At 59.1% G+C, this 17455-nt stretch carries 15 protein-coding genes; 8 read left to right on the top strand and 7 right to left on the bottom strand.

Features of this window, described 5'->3' with window-relative positions; genetic code table 11:
• Window positions 1-29: 29 nt before the first annotated feature.
• From L6439_RS19475 to L6439_RS19450, 6 genes are all read left to right on the top strand, one after another.
• Window positions 30-1319, top strand: a complete 1290-nt coding sequence (locus L6439_RS19475) for a CapA family protein (RefSeq protein ID WP_237096548.1) — start codon at window positions 30-32, stop codon at window positions 1317-1319.
• A gap of 54 nt (window positions 1320-1373) precedes the next feature.
• The gene (locus tag L6439_RS19470) at window positions 1374-2036 is read left to right on the top strand and encodes a fumarylacetoacetate hydrolase family protein (RefSeq protein ID WP_237096547.1); all 663 of its coding nucleotides are present in this window, start codon (window positions 1374-1376) and stop codon (window positions 2034-2036) included.
• 22 nt (window positions 2037-2058) lie between these two features.
• Window positions 2059-2922, top strand: a complete 864-nt coding sequence (locus L6439_RS19465) for a DUF92 domain-containing protein (protein ID WP_213469528.1) — start codon at window positions 2059-2061, stop codon at window positions 2920-2922.
• Window positions 2923-3033: 111 nt separating this feature from the next.
• Window positions 3034-3678 carry a TetR/AcrR family transcriptional regulator gene (locus tag L6439_RS19460; protein WP_213469527.1) on the top strand — a complete coding sequence of 215 codons (645 nt, stop codon included), beginning with the start codon at window positions 3034-3036 and terminating at the stop codon, window positions 3676-3678.
• A 115-nt stretch (window positions 3679-3793) separates the two neighbouring features.
• Window positions 3794-5722, top strand: a complete 1929-nt coding sequence (locus tag L6439_RS19455; protein ID WP_213469526.1) for an ABC-F family ATP-binding cassette domain-containing protein — start codon at window positions 3794-3796, stop codon at window positions 5720-5722.
• 221 nt (window positions 5723-5943) lie between these two features.
• Window positions 5944-6468 (top strand): STM3941 family protein, encoded by a 525-nt coding sequence (locus L6439_RS19450; RefSeq protein WP_283771203.1) that lies wholly within the window; start codon window positions 5944-5946, stop codon window positions 6466-6468.
• A gap of 103 nt (window positions 6469-6571) precedes the next feature.
• On the opposite strand, the gene L6439_RS19445 is transcribed toward L6439_RS19450, so the two are convergent.
• From L6439_RS19445 to L6439_RS19420, 6 genes are all read right to left on the bottom strand, one after another.
• On the bottom strand, window positions 6572-7582 hold the full coding sequence (locus L6439_RS19445; RefSeq protein WP_213469524.1) for an acrylyl-CoA reductase family protein: 1011 nt from the start codon (window positions 7580-7582) through the stop codon (window positions 6572-6574).
• 145 nt (window positions 7583-7727) lie between these two features.
• Window positions 7728-8807 (bottom strand): M42 family metallopeptidase, encoded by a 1080-nt coding sequence (locus tag L6439_RS19440; protein ID WP_213469523.1) that lies wholly within the window; start codon window positions 8805-8807, stop codon window positions 7728-7730.
• 63 nt (window positions 8808-8870) lie between these two features.
• The gene (locus L6439_RS19435) at window positions 8871-9218 is read right to left on the bottom strand and encodes a LapA family protein (protein ID WP_168180774.1); all 348 of its coding nucleotides are present in this window, start codon (window positions 9216-9218) and stop codon (window positions 8871-8873) included.
• Between the two features lie 173 nt (window positions 9219-9391).
• Window positions 9392-11188 (bottom strand): oligoendopeptidase F, encoded by a 1797-nt coding sequence (gene pepF / locus L6439_RS19430; RefSeq protein ID WP_172879031.1) that lies wholly within the window; start codon window positions 11186-11188, stop codon window positions 9392-9394.
• Window positions 11189-11499: 311 nt separating this feature from the next.
• Window positions 11500-11679: a hypothetical protein gene (locus L6439_RS19425; protein WP_168180777.1), complete on the bottom strand. Its 180-nt coding sequence runs from the start codon at window positions 11677-11679 to the stop codon at window positions 11500-11502.
• Window positions 11680-11730: 51 nt separating this feature from the next.
• Entirely contained in the window at window positions 11731-11964 is a 234-nt protein-coding gene (locus L6439_RS19420; RefSeq protein ID WP_168180779.1) for a hypothetical protein, read from the bottom strand.
• Window positions 11965-12120: 156 nt separating this feature from the next.
• Between L6439_RS19420 and L6439_RS19415 the strand changes: the two genes are divergently transcribed.
• The gene (locus L6439_RS19415) at window positions 12121-12366 is read left to right on the top strand and encodes a cold shock domain-containing protein (RefSeq protein ID WP_172879032.1); all 246 of its coding nucleotides are present in this window, start codon (window positions 12121-12123) and stop codon (window positions 12364-12366) included.
• An 873-nt stretch (window positions 12367-13239) separates the two neighbouring features.
• Here L6439_RS19415 and L6439_RS19410 read toward each other — a convergent pair.
• Entirely contained in the window at window positions 13240-16398 is a 3159-nt protein-coding gene (locus tag L6439_RS19410; RefSeq protein WP_237096546.1) for a glycoside hydrolase family 2 TIM barrel-domain containing protein, read from the bottom strand.
• Window positions 16399-16563: 165 nt separating this feature from the next.
• On the opposite strand from L6439_RS19410, the gene L6439_RS19405 reads away from it, so the two are divergent.
• Window positions 16564-17439: a helix-turn-helix transcriptional regulator gene (locus L6439_RS19405; protein ID WP_213469522.1), complete on the top strand. Its 876-nt coding sequence runs from the start codon at window positions 16564-16566 to the stop codon at window positions 17437-17439.
• The last annotated feature ends 16 nt before the right edge of the window (window positions 17440-17455 follow it).

Genomic DNA, 17455 nt, shown 5'->3' with positions numbered 1-17455 from the left:
TGCAAAAATCGGGCGGAAGGGGCGGAACATTGAGACAATCGCGGAAGTTGCGGGAAGGGCGGGCGCGAAGGCGGCGCCGCCGCCCGCTGCTTGTCCTGAATATTTTGCTGGCGGTCATCGTGGCCGGAACGGCCTATGCCGGCTGGCAGCAGGGATTATTGTCCGGCGAACAAGCGGAATGGCCCCAGCCGCCGGCTGCTTCTCCCGAAGGGGAAGCGCCGGCGCAGGAGAAGCCGGCCAGCGGGCTCCCGGCGGGTGAGCCGGAAGGCGAGTCTCCCGGCCCTGCCGACAGTCAAGCGGCGGACGGCGATACGGACCAGACCGATCAGGGTGCGCCGCTTCCGGGGAGCGGGCCGGAGGAGGAGCCGCGCGTCCGGCTTGCCTTCGCCGGCGACGTGATGACGGCTGGACGCGTGGAGGAAGTCGTGAAGGAGCATGGATATGACTTTCCTTTTGTGCACGCCAAGAGGTGGTTCCAGGAAGCGGATATCGCCGCGGTGAATCTGGAGACGCCGCTGACGGTCCGGGGCGTCCCGGCGAAGGACAAGGAATTCGTCTACAAGTCATCCCCGCGGATGGCGCAGGCGATGATCGAGGCGGGCATTGACCTCGTTAACCTCGCCAACAACCATTCGATGGATCAAGGGGAAGAAGGGCTGCTGGATACGTTCGCCGCGCTGAAGGAAGTTCATCTTCCTTACGTCGGGGCGGGGCATGATGCGGAGGAAGCCTTCGCGCCGGTTATGCTCGAGAGCCAGGGCATCAAGCTCGCCTTCCTCGGCTTTACCCGTGTCGTTCCGGAAGTGAGCTGGTATGCGGGCAAGAACAAGCCGGGGCTGGCGACGACCTATGAAGGAATGAAGGAGAAAGCGGCGAAGGCGGTCGCGAGCGCGAAGGAGCAGGCCGATGTCGTCGTCGTGATTGCGCATTGGGGGAAGGAGAAGGTGGATTTCCCGGTGGATTATCAGCGGGAGCTGGCCCGCCTCTACATTGATGCGGGGGCCGACCTGATCGTGGGCGGACATCCCCACGTCCTACAAGGCCTGGAGCAGTACAAAGGCAAATGGATCGCCTACAGCCTGGGCAACTTTATTTTTACGCGGGCCGTGCAGCCCATAACGTGGGAGACCGCCATTTTGCAGGCGGAATGCACGAAGCAGGGCCAATGCGATCTGACCGTCGTTCCGTTCTATACCGAACTGGGGCAAGCCGTTCCGCTTGACGGGGAAGCAGGGCAGGCGGTGCTGCAGCGGCTGGAGAACATATCGGAGCAGGTATCCATCGACGCGGAGGGACGCGTGAAGCATCGGAAGAAGTGAGCCGGCGGCGCACGGATGGCCGGCTAACCATAGATTCAAAGGGAGAGATGAACGATGAGCGATCATAGAGGACGGATGAGCGACGGGCGCCAAGCGCGCAATGTCTATTGCATCGGGCGCAACTATCGGCTGCATGCGGCCGAATTGGGCAATGCGGTTCCCGAGCAGCCAATGGTATTTTTGAAGCCTTCCCATGCGGTGATAACGATTGATGCGGAGACGGCGCTCCCGCTCCCGCTCGAACGGGGGGCGGTTCATCACGAAGTGGAGCTGGTGCTTCGCATCGGCCGCCGGGTCGAGCCGGGCATGACGGCTGCGGAAGCGGTCGACGCCTTTGCCCTTGGGATTGATTTTACGCTGCGCGACGTGCAGGACGTTTTGAAGAAGAAGGGTCATCCGTGGTTGGCCGCCAAAGGCGTGCTGAACTCGGCCCCGGTCACGCGTTTTCTCCCTTTTTCGGGCACGGAGACGCTGGAACGGACGAGCTTCGCGATGCATAACAACGGCCGCCTTGTCCAGGAGGGGCGCGCGGAGGAGATGCTGTTCACTCTCGATACGGTGATCGAGTATACGGCCCGCCATTATGGGCTCGGTGAAGGTGATCTCCTCTTCACGGGAACGCCGGCAGGAGTCGGCCCGGTGCAGGCCGGGGATCGCCTGGAATTAAGCTGGGGCGGAGAACGGCTGGGCTCCTGCGTCATCGCGGCGCAGAATTGACGGCGGGCTGGGAGGAATTCGATTGATACAGGAAGCTATCGGATGGCATACGGGTTGGGGCCCGTGGGTTATCGGGCTGCTGGGGAGCCTGCTGGTGGCCGGAGCCGCATGGCGGAAGCAGTCATTAACCGGATCCGGAGCCGCGGCGGCCATCGTGATGGGAACGATCTATTGCGGAAGCGGCGCGCTTGTATGGTTCGGGTTGCTGCTTACTTTTTTTGTGACGTCGACGCTGTGGTCCAAGTGGAAGAAGAAAGCGAAGGGGCGCTTCGAGGATAATTATGAAAAGTCAGGGACCCGGGATGCCGGACAGGTCTTCGCCAATGGAGGCTTGGGCCTGCTCCTCTGCCTCGCCTATATTATCGCGCCCCATCCCGCTTGGGTCGCCCTCTTCGTCGGGGCGATGGCCTCGGTGAACGCCGATACATGGGCGACCGAGATCGGCAGTCTAAGCCGCCGCCCGCCGCGCTCGATCGTAACCGGCCGGACCGTTCCGCCGGGAACTTCCGGCGGCGTGTCTCTGCTTGGCACGTCGGCGTCGGCGGCGGGCGCCTTCGTTATCGGCTTGGCCGCGGCCGTCCTCCTGCTGCTCGATCCGCTGCAGGCCGGGCCGGAGACGTCCTTCCGCTCGCTGGCCGTCCTGCTGATTGCCGGGACGGTGGGCGGCTTGGCCGGGGCGCTGATCGATTCTCTGCTGGGCGCGACCTTGCAGGCAGGCTACCGCTGCCCCCAATGCGGGGCGGACACCGAACGGACCGCGCATTGCGGAAGCGCGACGAAGCTCGTGCGGGGCTGCCGCTGGCTCAACAACGATCGGGTCAATCTGCTGTGCTCTTGCTCCGGCGCGGCCGTCTCCTGCCTTCTCTGGTTGCTTGCCGGGGGCTAAGCCGGCGCATGGCCCCCAGGGAGCCAAATCGACAACTTGCCGATCTCGTGATATATTCGTATCAGCAGCCGGGATTGCGAGGCTTGCGTCAGATTGGAAGGAGGTGTGCCGATGAGTTACGGGCAGAACGATAAACTGCATCTGATTTTGGATGCGGCCTATGAGCTTTTCGGTGCCAATGGCTTCTATGAGACGAAGATGTCGGATATTGCCGAGAAGGCCGGCATCGCCAAGGGAACGATATATATTTATTTTAAAAGCAAAGAAGAATTGTTCACGGCCATGTCGGTACGTGATTTCGAACAATATTTGCGCGAGCTGGATTACGGCTTGAACCAGGCCGGTTCGCTGGAGGACGGGCTGCGCTTCGCCGCGGATCACCATCTGCGTTATTATTTCAGACGGAGGCAGTACACGAATCTGTTCTTCAAGTCGCCGAACAAGGATCCCGATATGATGCAGGCATTGTGCAAGTTCATGCATCGCTATATCGAGGCGATAGCGGGCTTGATGCGGCGCTTCGAGCTGCCTGAGCCGGCCCTTCATGCGAAATCGTATACCGGGATGCTGGATATGATGAAGATGGACATGCTGTTCGCTCCGGAATTCACCGAGCAGGATATGGAGCAGCGCATTCGCTTTGTGGCCGATTTGTTCATTCACGGCTGCCCGGCGGCGGGGACGGCTTCATCGGACGGGGAGGCCGGGAACGGCTTCGCGAGGGAAGAGACCGCGCCGAACGGGCAGAAGCGGTAAAAGCTGGGCGAAGTGATTTACGGGGGAGAACCGACGGTTCTCCCCTTTGGCTGTGGCATGCGGGGCATGCCGGACCGCCTGGGGAAGCAGGCAGGACTGAATGGGGGGACGCAAGATGCATATCATGACGATAGAAGAGCTGGGCAAAAGCTATGGCGACAAAATACTGTTCCGGGATGTATCCTTCGGCATCGAGGAAGGGGATCGCTTCGGCATTATCGGCGTCAACGGGACGGGGAAATCGACCTTTCTGCGCACAATCGCGGGTTGGGAGCAGCCCGAGCAAGGAAAGGTGCTGTCCGGCAGCCGGATTACGATCCGCTTCGTGCCGCAGGAGCCTGAATTCGATCCGGAGGCGACCATTCTGGATCAGGTGCTGGGCGGAGACGCTCCCGACATGACGGCGGTGCGCGTATATACGGAAGCGCTGGAACGGGCCGCCCAACGGCCGGGAGATGAAGCGGCGCAGGCGGCCTTGATCCGGGCGACCGATGATATGGATCGGCTTCAGGCCTGGCAGTTGGAGAGCGAGGCGAAGTCGATTCTGTCCCGGCTTGGACTAGTCCAATTCGGAGCCAAGATGGGGGAATTGTCCGGCGGGCAGCGCAAGCGCGTCGCCCTCGCGGCGGCGCTGATCCATCCGGCGGATCTGCTTCTGCTTGACGAGCCGACGAACCATATCGATAACGACACGGTCACTTGGCTCGAGACGATGCTGCAGAAGCGAAGCGGCGCGCTGCTGATGATTACGCATGACCGCTATTTCCTGGATCGGGTAGCGAACCGGATCGTGGAGCTGGATCGGGGACGGGCGTTCTTCTATGAAGCCAATTATACACGCTTCCTGGAGCTCAAGGCAGACCGCGAGGCGCGGGAAGCGGCGTCGGAGGACAAGCGCCAGAATCTGCTCCGTCAGGAGCTGGCCTGGATCCGGCGCGGCGCGAGAGCGCGGACGACGAAGCAGAAGGCCCGGATTGAGCGCTTCGAGGCGCTGCAGAAGCAGGAGGGACCGGGGCAGAACGGGCAAGTGGACATCTCGGCAGCCTCCGCTCGTCTCGGGAAAAAAATTATGGAGATAGACGGCCTCAAGGCCACGCTGGCGGAGCGGACGCTGTTCGAGGGGCTCAGCTATATCGCCGTGCCGGAGGACCGCATCGGCATCATCGGCCCGAATGGAAGCGGCAAGTCGACGCTGCTGCGCATCATGGCCGGCGAACGCGAGCCGGACGGCGGTTCGCTTGTGCTCGGGCCGACGGTCCGCATCGGCTTCTTCACCCAGGAGCATGCCGAGATGGACGAGTCGATGCGGGTGATTGAATACATCCGCGAAGCGGCGGAGACGGTTCGCACGGCCGACGGCGATTCCATAACAGCGGCGCAAATGCTGGAGCGGTTCCTGTTCGAGCCTGCGATGCAGTGGACGGTGATCGGCAAGCTCTCCGGGGGAGAGAAGCGGCGCTTGCAGCTGCTTCGCATGCTGATGGAAGCGCCGAATGTGCTGCTGCTCGACGAGCCGACGAACGATCTGGACGTACAGACGCTTGCCGTGCTGGAAGATTATTTGGACGAGTTCCCGGGCGTGGTGATCGCGGTCTCTCATGATCGCTATTTCCTGGATCGCGTCGCTGAACGGATCTGGTCGTTCGAAGATGGCGCCATCCGCCAGCATGTCGGGAACTATAGCGAGTATATGGAATGGAAGTCGCGGCACGGGAAGGAGGCCGGCGAGCCGAAGCCGAAGGCGCAGACGCCGGCGGAAGCCGCCCCGGCAGGCAAATCGGAACGTCCGGAACGGAAGCCGAGACTAAAAATGTCGTATAAGGAAGAACGCGAATATGAGCGGATTGAAGACGACATTATGGAGGCGGAGGAGCACATTCAACAGATCCAGCGGGAGATGGAGCTGGCATTCAGCGATTCGGCGCGGCTGCAGGAATTGATGAAGGAAGAAAGCGCGGCCCAGCAGCGGCTTGAAGCCTTGATGGAGCGCTGGACTTATCTGAGCGAGCTCGCGGAACAGATCGAGGCGGAAAAGCAGAAGTAAGGGAAGGCAGATGCTCTCCGCTCCGGCTCCGGACAACCGACCCTTGCCTTGGCTGCGGTTGCTCCCGGGCCCTTGTCCAGGTGTGCATTCCGTACGCCTCCGGAGGTGTCCGGATGTTTCCAGGCGAGGGACTTGCCCGCGGAATTGGCTGTTACAAAGCGCCAGCCGGGGTGTATATAAATATAGCTTCGTTATGCGGGAGGTCATGTGTATTGGAAGCGATGCATTCGCATTCGGGAGCCGAAAAGTTGTATCCGAGCAAGCGAAAAATGATGCCTATCCTGCTCGGCTCGGCGTTGTTCGTCACGGCAGGGATATTCCTCATGAATGCCGAGGAAGGCTTTGCGGTCGCGGTAGGGGCCATCTGCGCCTGCTTCTTCGCCGTAACGCTCGCCTATTCCCTGTGGCGCATTCTCTCACCGCGCCCTTCCCTTATCCTCCATGAACAAGGGTTCGTGGACAATGCCTCGCTCAGCGGCGTGGGCGAAGTGAATTGGGAGGAAGTGACCGATATTTACGTCTACCCATTCATGAATCAACGCTTCATCGGCATCAAGGTCGGGAAGCCTGATCGCGTGCTGGCTCCTCTTCCATCCTGGAAGCGCATGCTTCTTCGCGCCAATCGCGGCATGGTTGAGGCGACGGTGAATCTGCCGGCCGTCGCGTTCGCGGAGCCGCTGGACGACGTGGCCCGGAGGCTGCGCGAGCGGTGGGAGCAGTTCAAGCGGGACCAAGGCCGGGCATAGCCATGGCACACACATAGAAAAACAGACCGAGCGGGGGATTCGCTCGGTCTGTTGCTGTTGCGGAAAAATCGCGAACCATGAGCATTAGCCCGGGGATTCACGTTCATTCTTCGTCTCCGCTCAGGCGGACGATGGCGCGGCCGGAAATGCCGCCTTCTCTCATCATCCGCGCATAGTCCGGCACGTCCTCCAGCCGGAGCTCCCGCACCCAGCCATCGAAGCGGACGGCATCGCGCCAAGCGGAGGCCATGCGGATCCACAGCTTCAACCGGAGCTCATGCCGCGCGTAGACGGAATCGATGCCGTAGAGCGTGATGCCCCGCAGAATGAACGGAAATACGCTGGCGGGCCAATCGCCGCCCGCCGTCATGCCCGTGGCGGCCACGGCGCCGCCATACTTCGTGGAAGCGACTGCGGCGGCCAGGATGCCGCCTCCGCAGACGTCCACGACGCCAGCCCAGCGCTGCTTGTCCAGCGCGCGCGGGCGTTCCGGCCGCCAGTCGTCGCGGGATACGACGCTGGCGGCTCCGAGGCGCCGGAGCGCATCGCTTAGCTCCGGCTTCCCGCTGGCTGCGACGACCTCGCAGCCAAGCTGCGCCAGCATGGCGATCGCCAGCGAGCCGACGCCGCCGCTGGCGCCGGTGACGAGCACCGGTCCGTCGCCAGGGCGCAAGCCGTGCCGCTCCAGGCGCTCGACGGCCATCGCCGCCGTCAGGCCGGCCGTGCCGAAAGCCATCGCATCGCGCAAGCTTAACCCTTCCGGCAGCGGCACGATCCAATCGCCGGGAACCCGTGCATATTCGCTCAGTCCGCCGAAATGCGACACCCCGAGCTCATATCCGGTGACGAGAACGCGCTGTCCCGGCGTGAAGCGCGAATCGTCGCTCGCGGCGACGATGCCGGACAGATCGATGCCCGGCACGAACGGATAAGTCTTGACGATATGCCCGTCCGCCGAGCAGGCGAGGGCATCCTTGAAGTTGACGCCCGAATAAGCGACGCGTATCGTCACGCTGCCTTCCGGCAGATCGGCAAGCGTTTGTTCCCCCACGGCGGCATGGACCTCGCCGTCTGCGGTCTTGTCGACGACCAGGGCAGAGAATGGTTCTTTCATGCCAATTCCTCCTTCATAGAGCTTTCTTATGTCCATCTGCGCGTACTCTTCCCGACAGTCGGGCGGCGCTTAAGGAGCAAGGTCCTCTCGAACGAAGACAGGGCGAGCGCACGCCTGCCGGCAGCCTTCGTCCCCTGTCTTTCCGTTATGCTTCTGTAATATACGCCGCGGCGAGCCGGGCCGTATTCAGCACGGCCTTCAAATGGGTGCGCTCCATCGCATGGGACGCATGCACGCCCGGACCGATGAGCGCGGCGCGGATATTATTGCCGCCGCGCAGGGCCGCGGATGCGTCCGAACCGTAGTGCGGATAGACGTCAACGGCGTAGTCGATGCCTTCCCGTTCAGCCAATGCAATCAGCCGGCTCGTCATCATGTAATCGTAAGGGCCGGACGAATCTTTGGCGCAGATCGAGACGTCGGTTTCCTTGCAAGCGAGATCATCGCCGATGCAACCCATGTCGATGGCGATCATTTCGGTTATTTCCTGGGGAATATACGAAGCGCCATGGCCGATTTCTTCATAATTGGTAATAAAGATGACGGTATCGTGAAGAGGCTGCCAGCCTGTGCGCTTCATGCTCTCCAGCAAGCCGAACAAGGCGGAGACGCTCGCTTTGTCATCCAGATGGCGGGATTTGATATAGCCGTTCGGTAGCCGCACCGGGCGGGCGTCGAACGATACGTAATCCCCGGTGCGGATGCCGAGCTGCTCCGTATCCTGCTTCGAATGCACCGGCTCGTCGATGCGCACGATCATGTTCGCTTCCTCGCGGCGGTAGTCGCGGGCATCGGAATATACATGCACAGACGGATGATTGCTCATAATCGTGCCTGTATAGACTTTGCCGCTGCGGGCATGAATTTGGCAATATTCATTCTCCATCGATTGCATCATGAATCCGCCTATGGATGTGAGGCGTAGCGTGCCGTCGCTATGAATCGATCGGACCATGGCGCCCAACGTATCGACGTGGGCGGACAAGCCGATCACCTTGCCGCTGTCACGGTTCGTTCCCCGGACGCGAATGACGCCGCAGCCTTTGCGGGTCAACTCGAAGGAATAACCAAGCTGCGTGGCTTCGACTTCAATCCGCTTCATGACATGATGGGTGTAGCCCGTCGGAGACGGGGTGTTCAGCAATTCCATGAGCACGGAGGCGACATAGTTCTCGTCAATGTCGGCGCGCAGCGGCTGGGGTGACAGGGAGTGTGGTTGAGTCATTGTTACGAATTCCTCCTCGTTAATTGAAAAAATAAGCCGGAACGGCTTGCCGAAGGCAAGCCGCTATGCCAGGTCCTCCTGATTTCGCTTCTCGGACGTAAATCCTTGAACCTCCTCGTTGGCCGGCGGAAGCGGCATTTCCGTATCCGCTGCGATTCCCTCCGGCGACAGTTGGGCAAGCTGCTGCTCCAACTGTTGTATTTTCTTCTGCGATCGGTACTGTAAATAGATGCTGTAGGAGCCGACAATGATGGCGCCCAGCAGCGTGCAGCCGAGAATCAATAAGATGAGCGGCACCTCGAAGGTGCCGAACAACAGATTGACTTGTACCGGATTCACGTTGATTACGGCAAAGATGGCGGTAATCAAGGCGAAGATAAGCCCTGCTATCAAGGACCATTGAATGCGCATCAGGCATCCTCCTCATGGTTTCTATGTATCTATTCTCCAGTATAATATTCGGCTTCTTCCGTCACAAGGTGATTTCTCACTTGGCCCCGCTTCAGAGCCGGACGGGTTCAGCCGCGCCGCCAGACGCAAAAGGAAATGGCGGATTCGTCTAAGGAATCCGCCATCCGTTCCGTTTATTTGTCTGCAGCCATCTTTTCCATTTCTTCAATCAGCGATTCCAGCAGGCTCATGCCTTCCTCAATCGGCGTCGGCGCGGACATGTCGACGCCCGCCTTTTGAAGAATGTTAATCGAATAATCGCTTCCGCCGCTCTTCAGGAAGCCGAGGTAGCGGTCAACCGCCGGCTGGCCTTCATCGAGAATCTGCTTGGCGAAGCTTTGCGCGGCCGAGAAGCCGGTCGCGTATTTGTACACGTAGAAGCTCGTATAAAAATGCGGAATGCGAGCCCATTCCATCTCGATGTCTTGATCGACAACCATATCGTCGCCATAATACTTTTTGTTCAGATCATAGTAAATCTCGCACAGGAGCTGCGGCGTGAGCGCCTCGCCCTTCTCGGCATGCTCGTGGATAAGCAATTCGAACTCGGCGAACATCGTCTGGCGGAACACCGTCGTGCGGAATTGATCGATATAGTAGGCGAGCAGATACATTTTTTCTTTTTTGTCGCTGGTCTTCTTCAGCATGTAGTCCATCAGCAGCGCCTCATTCAGCGTCGACGCCACTTCCGCGAGGAAGATCGTATACTGCGCGTCGCGGTACGGCAGATTGTTGTCCGAGTAATACGAGTGCAATGCATGGCCCATCTCATGGGTCAGCGTGAACATGCTGTTCAGATTGTCTTTATGATTCAGAAGCACGTACGGGTGGGTGCCGTAAGCGCCCCAGCTGTAAGCGCCGGTCCGCTTGCCCTCGTTCTCGTACACGTCGATCCAGCCGTTATCGAACCCTTCCTGGAGCGCTGTCAGGTAATTCTCGCCGAGCGGCTTCAGGCTCTCCTTGACGATCTTTTTCGCTTCCTCGAACGTAATGTCCATATCGAACTCTTCGACCACCGGCGCGAACAGATCGTACATATGCAGCTCGTCGACCTGAAGCAGCTGCTTGCGAAGCTTCATGTAGCGATGCATGAGCGGCAGATGCTTGTGAATCGTGCGAATCAGATTGGTGTAAACCTCTTTCGGAATATTGTCCCCGAACAGGTACATTTCCAGGGCGGAAGGATACTTGCGCGCCCGCGCGTAGAACAGATTTTTGGTTACGTTGGCGCTGAGCGTAGCCGCAATCGTGTTGCGCTGTTTGCGGTATGTAGAGTAGACGCCTTCGAAAGCAGCCCGGCGCACGTCGCGGTTGCGGCTCTCCAGGAACTGGATGTAACGGCCATGCGTCAATTCCACTTCCTCGCCCTTTTCATTTTTTATTTTCGGGAACTTCATGTCCGCATTGTTCAGCATGCTGTAAATCGTCTCCGGCGCCTTCGACAGATTGCCGACCTGCGCGAGCAGGGCTTCTTCGCCTTTGCTCAGCACATGGGCCTTCTGGCGCTTCATCTCGACGAGCGTGAAGCGGTAGGCGGACAGGGAAGGATCGGCAATCAGGCGATCCAGCTCCTCGTCGGACAAGGACAGAACCTCCGGCGTAATGAACGACAGCGCTTCGCCGACTTTTACGGACAGTTGCTTCGCTTTCTCGGACAGCGCTTGATAGACCGGATCGGCTGTATCCTCGTGATGGCTCATGCTGGCGTATACATATAAACGTTCCGTATGTAGGGAAATATCGTCTTCCAGCTCAAAGCATGCCTTGAGCGCGGAGGCTTCATTCAGCTTGCCGTGGTACTGCTTCATTTTGTCGACCAATTGAAGCACGAGTTCATATTCCTTATCCCATTCAGCCCGGGAGCCGAACAGGTCTTGCAGCTTCCAGCGGTATTCCTGCGGAACTTCCGAGCGTTTCATCAATTGCTGCATATGTATCCTCCTCTTAAATGGTTGTTGCGTCTTGGACGGATTCGATGAGTTCGCGGCTGAACGGGCCGCCGTCTCCTGACGGGAAATGGCGGAAGCCGGAACCAACGTCGAACCCAATACGGAGATGACGGTGAGCATAATAAGGATGCGTTGCCGATTCATTCGAACCCCCCTGATCTGTTCCGGATTCATACCTGTCGCTATTGTTCATCATGCCAACGCAACATGACTTAACGTGACTTGATGAACATACTTCAATAGTATGGCCGTCAGGGGGAGAGTCTAACACGTTATTCCGGATGCCGCTGGATCTATGCGCCGGCGGTCCAGAGGGAATAGACAATCAGGAAAAAGGCAAAGACGAGAAACAGAAGCGCCGCGATAGCCATCGGGCGGCGAAGGGTTGGGGGCACGCTATCCTTTTTCCATACGAGTATGGCTCCGAGCGAGAATGCCAAAATGATGAAAATAATATTGGTTGACGAATTCATAAGCGACCTGCCTTCATCGAACTGGTATCATGCCGTGGAGGCGAAGCAAGCCTAGACTTGCTTGAACGCATCCATAATGTTCTGCCACTCTTCTTCCTTGCCTGCGAAATCTTCCTTCGGGAAGCGCTGCTCTGCCCAGTGCAGCAATGCCGGACGGCTGAGGAAGTTGTGGCACTCTTCTCCCCATTGATCGGATATCTCGCGCAATACGATATGACGGCCCTGCACTTCGACCGTCATCATGTTCCATTTGTCATGCTTGTAGATGACATGCTTCTTCATCATAATGAAAACCTCATTTCTGCGTTGCCGGGACAGGGCTTGCATGCAGCGCCTGCCTTCTTGGCGCATCCTTGTAAGGATCATGATAACCCAGGCCGTGAGCGAAAATCAAATTGAATTGGCAAAAAAAAGTTGCGTTCCACATACACCTCCAGTATAATGACATTATTCACCTGTAAGGGTGGATTATGTGAGGAGGTTTTGAATTTGAAAGGTACGGTAAAATGGTTTAACGCAGAAAAAGGCTACGGATTCATTCAAGTGGAAAACGGTGACGATGTATTCGTACACTACTCCGCAATCCAAGGCGATGGATTCAAGAGCTTGGATGAAGGCCAAGCGGTAGAATTCGAAATTTCCGAAGGAAACCGTGGTCCACAAGCTGCTAATGTCATTAAATTATAATGAAACGCCCGCGACGGGCTCTTCATTTATAAATAGTGTACAATAGCACGACCAACAGTCCTGACCTCCCGGTCAGGGCTGTTTTTTTATCGGGTTGATGAGCAGGGATGGCTTCGCAACTCTTTAACGTCCGGTATCCCCGTCGCTCATGGAGTGCCCTGCAATGCCTTATGCTCGCTATCCCCGTCGCTCATGGAGTGCCCTGCAATGCCTTACGCTCGCTCTTCCCCGCCGCTCATGGAGTGCCCTGCAATGCCTTATGCTCGCTATCCCCGCCGCTCATGGAGTGCCCTGCATTGCCTTATGCTCGCTATCCCTGTCGCTCATGGAGTGCCCTGCATTGCCTTATGCTCGCTATCCCTGTCGCTCATGAAGTCTCCGCAGCTCCCTTAGGCCGCTATCCCCATCGCTCATGCTACGTGTCATTCATCCCTATACAACTAAAATAATCTCTGCTTAAATCATTAAATCCTATTTCACTCTTGATGAAGAAACATGATGATAAGGCCAACCAGAATCAATTTCTTTAAAGTTCTGATTCACGGGGATTGCTGATATAAGCCGAGTGGAAATAAGGCAGCATGCGAGCTCCTGACTTACAGGGATACAGGATATAAGCACGTGACTAAATAAAGCGTTCGTGGTCTGAGTGATGGGGAGAGCGCTTATAAGCCGGCAGAGGGCACGGAGACTCGCCGTGCAATTCCCCTGCGCGGCGGGGATACCGGCCATAAGGCGGCGGAGCTATGACCATATCTGTGTCCAGCGTCCATGGAGGTTTTCTATGGAGCCAGCCGCTGAGACCGACTGCGGCAACTGCTTCGGCGGAAGCGGAGGACGGAGCTGCGAATGGCAGCTCCGTTCCCGTGTCCATCAGTCCGCGGCCTGAAGGGAAGCGAGCCGGCGGGCCAGCGCATCCGGCGCAATCGCGTCCCGGCTGAACGGGACGAGCGTGACCGTGAAGGCGATGTCGTCCAAGCGGAGCTCATGCCGGGGCAGCGCTTTTGGTCCGCAGCTATTGCTGCCGAGGCCATGCTGGGCTTTGTCCAGATGGACGATAATATTTTCCCGCGGCGTCAGATCCGCCTGGTGCGGCGCACGCTCCAGCTCTTCGATCGTGTAGCGATGGGCGCTGAAGTCGAACGTGCCGCCGCTGAACGCAAGCAGGCCGAATCCGCGGCGGTTCGTCCAGGCGGCCCAGCGCGTGTCGGTCCGGTTGCCGTTCTCCTGCGGCTTCTCATAGGCGGTCATCAGATCGTCTACGCTTGCTTCGTACCAGCCGGGTCCATTTGCTTGCTTGCTGTCTGCATAGCTCTCGCCCGGCCCGCGGCCGTACCAGGCGCAGCGATCGAAGGCGCCCGGAAGCGATAGCTCGTACCCGAAGCGCGGCATCACCTGCGGATGAATCCCCTCCGGCGTGCTGTGAACGTGCAAGGTGACGGTTCCGTCCTGCCGGATCGTCCATTCATGCCGGCAGCGGAGTCCCCAAGACAGGGCCGGCGCGCCGAGGCGAGTGCGGCGGACAACGCGAACCACTCCTTCGCCGGCATGAGACGCATCGAGATGAACCTCGTCCACCCGTTCATCCATCTGATGGAGACCGAAGGAGCGCCACTCCTTCACGTTGTACATGTCATTGTCAATTGCGGCGCGCCACAATTGCAGCCGCGGGCCGGATGCCAGCAGATCCGCGCCTTCGGCCTGCCAGGCGAGAAGCGCGCCGCTGCGGCGATCGATATCGAGGCGGAAGCTGCGCCCGGTCAAGACATAGGCTTCTTCCTCCTCCCGCACTTCAATTGGCGCGGCGGCATGTTCCGTTCGGCCATGCGGCGGGGCCTTTCCCGCGGGAGCCGAAGGCAGGAAAGCGGCCGGATCAAGCGGAAACTGGGCCCAGGCCAGCTCATGGCCGGCTTCCGCCCACGGCGTGCTCACTGGCGTCCGGAAGGACAGCTTCAGCCACACGTCTTGCCCGAGCAGGGAAGGGGCGAGCTCGCGCAGCGCCGGGCCGATATTCCAGGTCCATGCCGCCTTGCGGCGGGGAGCGATATCCGGCACGGGGAAGCTGCCGCTGGCAGCGATGCGTCCGCCGGCCACGACAGTGTAGAAGCCTTGCAGCACATTCAACGGCAGGAAATCAAAACGGTTCTCCACTTCGAATTGTCCGGAAGCGGCATCGATAGCGGCGACTCTTACGGGCTCGATCGCCTTTTTGTATTCATGCAGCGCCGGCCATGGCTGGCGATCGCCGTCGATGAGCCCGTTCAGGCAGAAGCTGCCGTCGTGAATCCGCTCCCCGAATTCCCCGCCATACGCCATCTCTCGCCGGCCGTCCTCCCTGATCCGGCGGATGCCCTGATCGACCCAATCCCAGACAAAGGCGCCCTGCAGCTTCGGGTAACGGTAGAACAGCTCTACATAGTCCTCGAATGCGCCCGGACCGTTGCCCATCGCATGGCCGAATTCGCACAGGATGAACGGCCGCGGGTCGTCATTGCCAGCAATCTCTTCCACTTCCTCGACGGAGGTATACATATGGGAATGAATGTCCATTCCCAGTTCATCGTCCCAGTCGCCCTCGTAATGGATCGGGCGGGTAGGGTCGCAACTGCGCGCCCGCTCCGCCATCGCGCCGTGATTCGGCCCGCAGCCGGATTCATTGCCGAGCGACCACATGACGATGCACGCGAAGTTTTTGTCCCGCATGACCATTCGCTCCATCCGCTCGACATAAGCGGCGGTCCAGACCGGGTCCTTGCTGAGGCGGGACCAATCTCCCGCAGGCTGGAACCCGTGCGTCTCCAGGTCGGCTTCATCAATGACGTACAGTCCGTACGCATCGCACAGCTCGTAGAAGCGGGGATCGTTCGGGTAATGAGATGTCCGCACCGCATTCACGTTGAAGCGCTTCATCAGCTTGACATCTTCGATCATGGCGGCGAGCGGCACGGCCCGGCCGAGATCGGGATGGAATTCATGGCGGTTCACGCCTTTGAACATGACTGCCCGGCCGTTTACGCGCAGGTTGCCGCCCTCCAGCTTCACTTCCCGGATGCCGACCCGGTGAGCGACGACCTGCGCGACTTCGCCCCGGGCATCCTTCAACTCCAGCAGCAAATGGTACAGGTAAGGCGTCTCGGCGCTCCACAGCTTCGGTTCCGTCACCTCAAGAGCCGTATTTATCGACCGTGTCTCTCCAGCGGGCAGCATTCCGATGTCGATGGCAACCGTCTCGGCAGCCGGCTGCAAGGAACGATCCAGCAGGGTGACGGACAGGGTTCCGCCGGGCGCGGAGCCGCCCGCATTGTGACAGAGAGTTTCGACACCCACTTGAGCTTGTTTGCCGGAGTCGACTAGCGTTGTCCGCACGGTCATGTCCCACAGATGTATTTCCGGAAAGGCCAACAAGTAGACGTCCCGAAAAATGCCGCTCAGCCACCACATGTCCTGATCTTCGAGATAGGTTCCGTCGCTCCACTGATACACTTGCACGGCGATGAGGTTCGCTCCGGTGCGGACATCATCGGTAATATCGAATTCGGAGGGCATGCGGCTTACTTGGCTGTAGCCGATAAGGACGCCGTTCACCCACACATGACAGGCGCTGTCCACCCCTTCGAAGCGGAGCACGATTCTCCGGCCCGTCCAGGACTCGTCGATCCAGAACTTGCGGCGGTATGAGCCGGTCGGATTCTCGTCGGGAACACGGGGCGGATCGACAGGGAACGGATACAGAATATTGGTATAGGCGGGAGCGCCGTATCCTTCCATTTGCCAATTCGAAGGCACGGGAAGGCGGCCCCACTCCGCGTCGTCATATTCCGGCTGCTCGAAGTTCTTCGGCGCATGCTCCGGCGAAGGCGCGTAATGGAATTTCCACTCCCCGTTCAGCAGCTGAAAGAAGGGGGACAGCCCTCTCTCATAGGTCAGCGCATCGTCCGCCTGGGCATGCGGAATGAAGTAGGCCCTCGAATCCAGCCGGTTCAGATGAAGCTTGGTCGGATCTTGCCAGATGGGCAGTGTCAAAGAAATCATCCTCTCGCTCGTTGTCGGGAAACATGAATGTGCAATAATGACACAATATGAAGCTATTCTTCCTCTATGATAGGGTCCTGATCCGTTGCATTTCAATCTAATGATTTTATAATGGATATAATAATATGAAAGAACTCGATATTTCCTTGACGAGGAGGGAAGCGATTGGACTGCATCCATTTCCCCATTCTGACAGACGAAGAGCGTCTGCTTCCGCTGGTCGTAACGACAGCAGGAAGCTGGACGAACCAACTGGAGACGATCCGCCCGCACGGTTATCCGGATTATCAATGGCTTCAATGCACGAGCGGCCGGGGCATGTTCCAATGGGAGGACGGACCGGCGGTGGAGATCGGTCCGGGCCAAGGGGTGCTGCTGTACCCGAATGTGCCGCATGTATATCGGCCGCTGGAGGAGCCGTGGGGCATCTTTTGGCTCGGTTATCACGGAGCGCTGGCTCAGGAGCTGACCTCGATGGTGCATGTCCACCAATCGGCGGCCATGACGGTCGGCGATCCGGAGCAGACGCTGGCGCCCATACGGCGGGCGATTTCCTGGCTGGAACAGGCGAGCGGCGGCCATGGCCCCCGTTTGTCCGCCCTGGCTTATGAGCTGTTGATGGCATGGTCCGAATGCGGACGGCAGGACAGGGGCTTGTCAAGAAAGCCTGGCGCGCAGCCGCTGGCCCCGTTGCTCGAGTGGATTCACGAGCATTACCAGGAGGATGTCTCCCTGCAGCAAATGGCCGACCGATTGCAAGTATCTCCGCAATACGTCTGTACCCTGTTCCGCCGCGCCTTCGGGTTGCGGCCGCTTCAATATGTGAACCGGCTCCGCATCCGGAAGTCGAAGCAGCTCCTGATCAGCTGCCCGCACATGGCCGTCTCCGATGTTGGCAGGGAGGCGGGGTTCCGGCATGCAAGTTATTTCATCCAGCGCTTCAAGCAGCAGGAGCGGATGACGCCGGTCCAGTTCCGCCAGATGTATGGGCGGGTTCCGTACAAGCCGGATGAGCAGGAACGGCTGCTGCTGCCGGATTGATGCACAGTTATGGGGA

The sequence above is a fragment of the Paenibacillus dendritiformis genome (assembly GCF_021654795.1).
Classification (GTDB): domain Bacteria; phylum Bacillota; class Bacilli; order Paenibacillales; family Paenibacillaceae; genus Paenibacillus_B.
This window is presented reverse-complemented; position numbering and strand designations above follow the sequence as displayed.

Coding starts and splice junctions, on each gene's coding strand:
- L6439_RS19470 (WP_237096547.1), top strand. CDS start 1,374: ATGAGCGATCATAGAGGACGGATGAGCGACGGGCGCCAAGCGCGCAAT.
- L6439_RS19460 (WP_213469527.1), top strand. CDS start 3,034: ATGAGTTACGGGCAGAACGATAAACTGCATCTGATTTTGGATGCGGCC.
- L6439_RS19455 (WP_213469526.1), top strand. CDS start 3,794: ATGCATATCATGACGATAGAAGAGCTGGGCAAAAGCTATGGCGACAAA.
- L6439_RS19450 (WP_283771203.1), top strand. CDS start 5,944: ATGCATTCGCATTCGGGAGCCGAAAAGTTGTATCCGAGCAAGCGAAAA.
- L6439_RS19445 (WP_213469524.1), bottom strand. CDS start 7,582: ATGAAAGAACCATTCTCTGCCCTGGTCGTCGACAAGACCGCAGACGGC.
- L6439_RS19440 (WP_213469523.1), bottom strand. CDS start 8,807: ATGACTCAACCACACTCCCTGTCACCCCAGCCGCTGCGCGCCGACATT.
- L6439_RS19435 (WP_168180774.1), bottom strand. CDS start 9,218: ATGCGCATTCAATGGTCCTTGATAGCAGGGCTTATCTTCGCCTTGATT.
- pepF (WP_172879031.1), bottom strand. CDS start 11,188: ATGCAGCAATTGATGAAACGCTCGGAAGTTCCGCAGGAATACCGCTGG.
- L6439_RS19425 (WP_168180777.1), bottom strand. CDS start 11,679: ATGAATTCGTCAACCAATATTATTTTCATCATTTTGGCATTCTCGCTC.
- L6439_RS19420 (WP_168180779.1), bottom strand. CDS start 11,964: ATGATGAAGAAGCATGTCATCTACAAGCATGACAAATGGAACATGATG.
- L6439_RS19415 (WP_172879032.1), top strand. CDS start 12,121: ATGACATTATTCACCTGTAAGGGTGGATTATGTGAGGAGGTTTTGAAT.
- L6439_RS19410 (WP_237096546.1), bottom strand. CDS start 16,398: ATGATTTCTTTGACACTGCCCATCTGGCAAGATCCGACCAAGCTTCAT.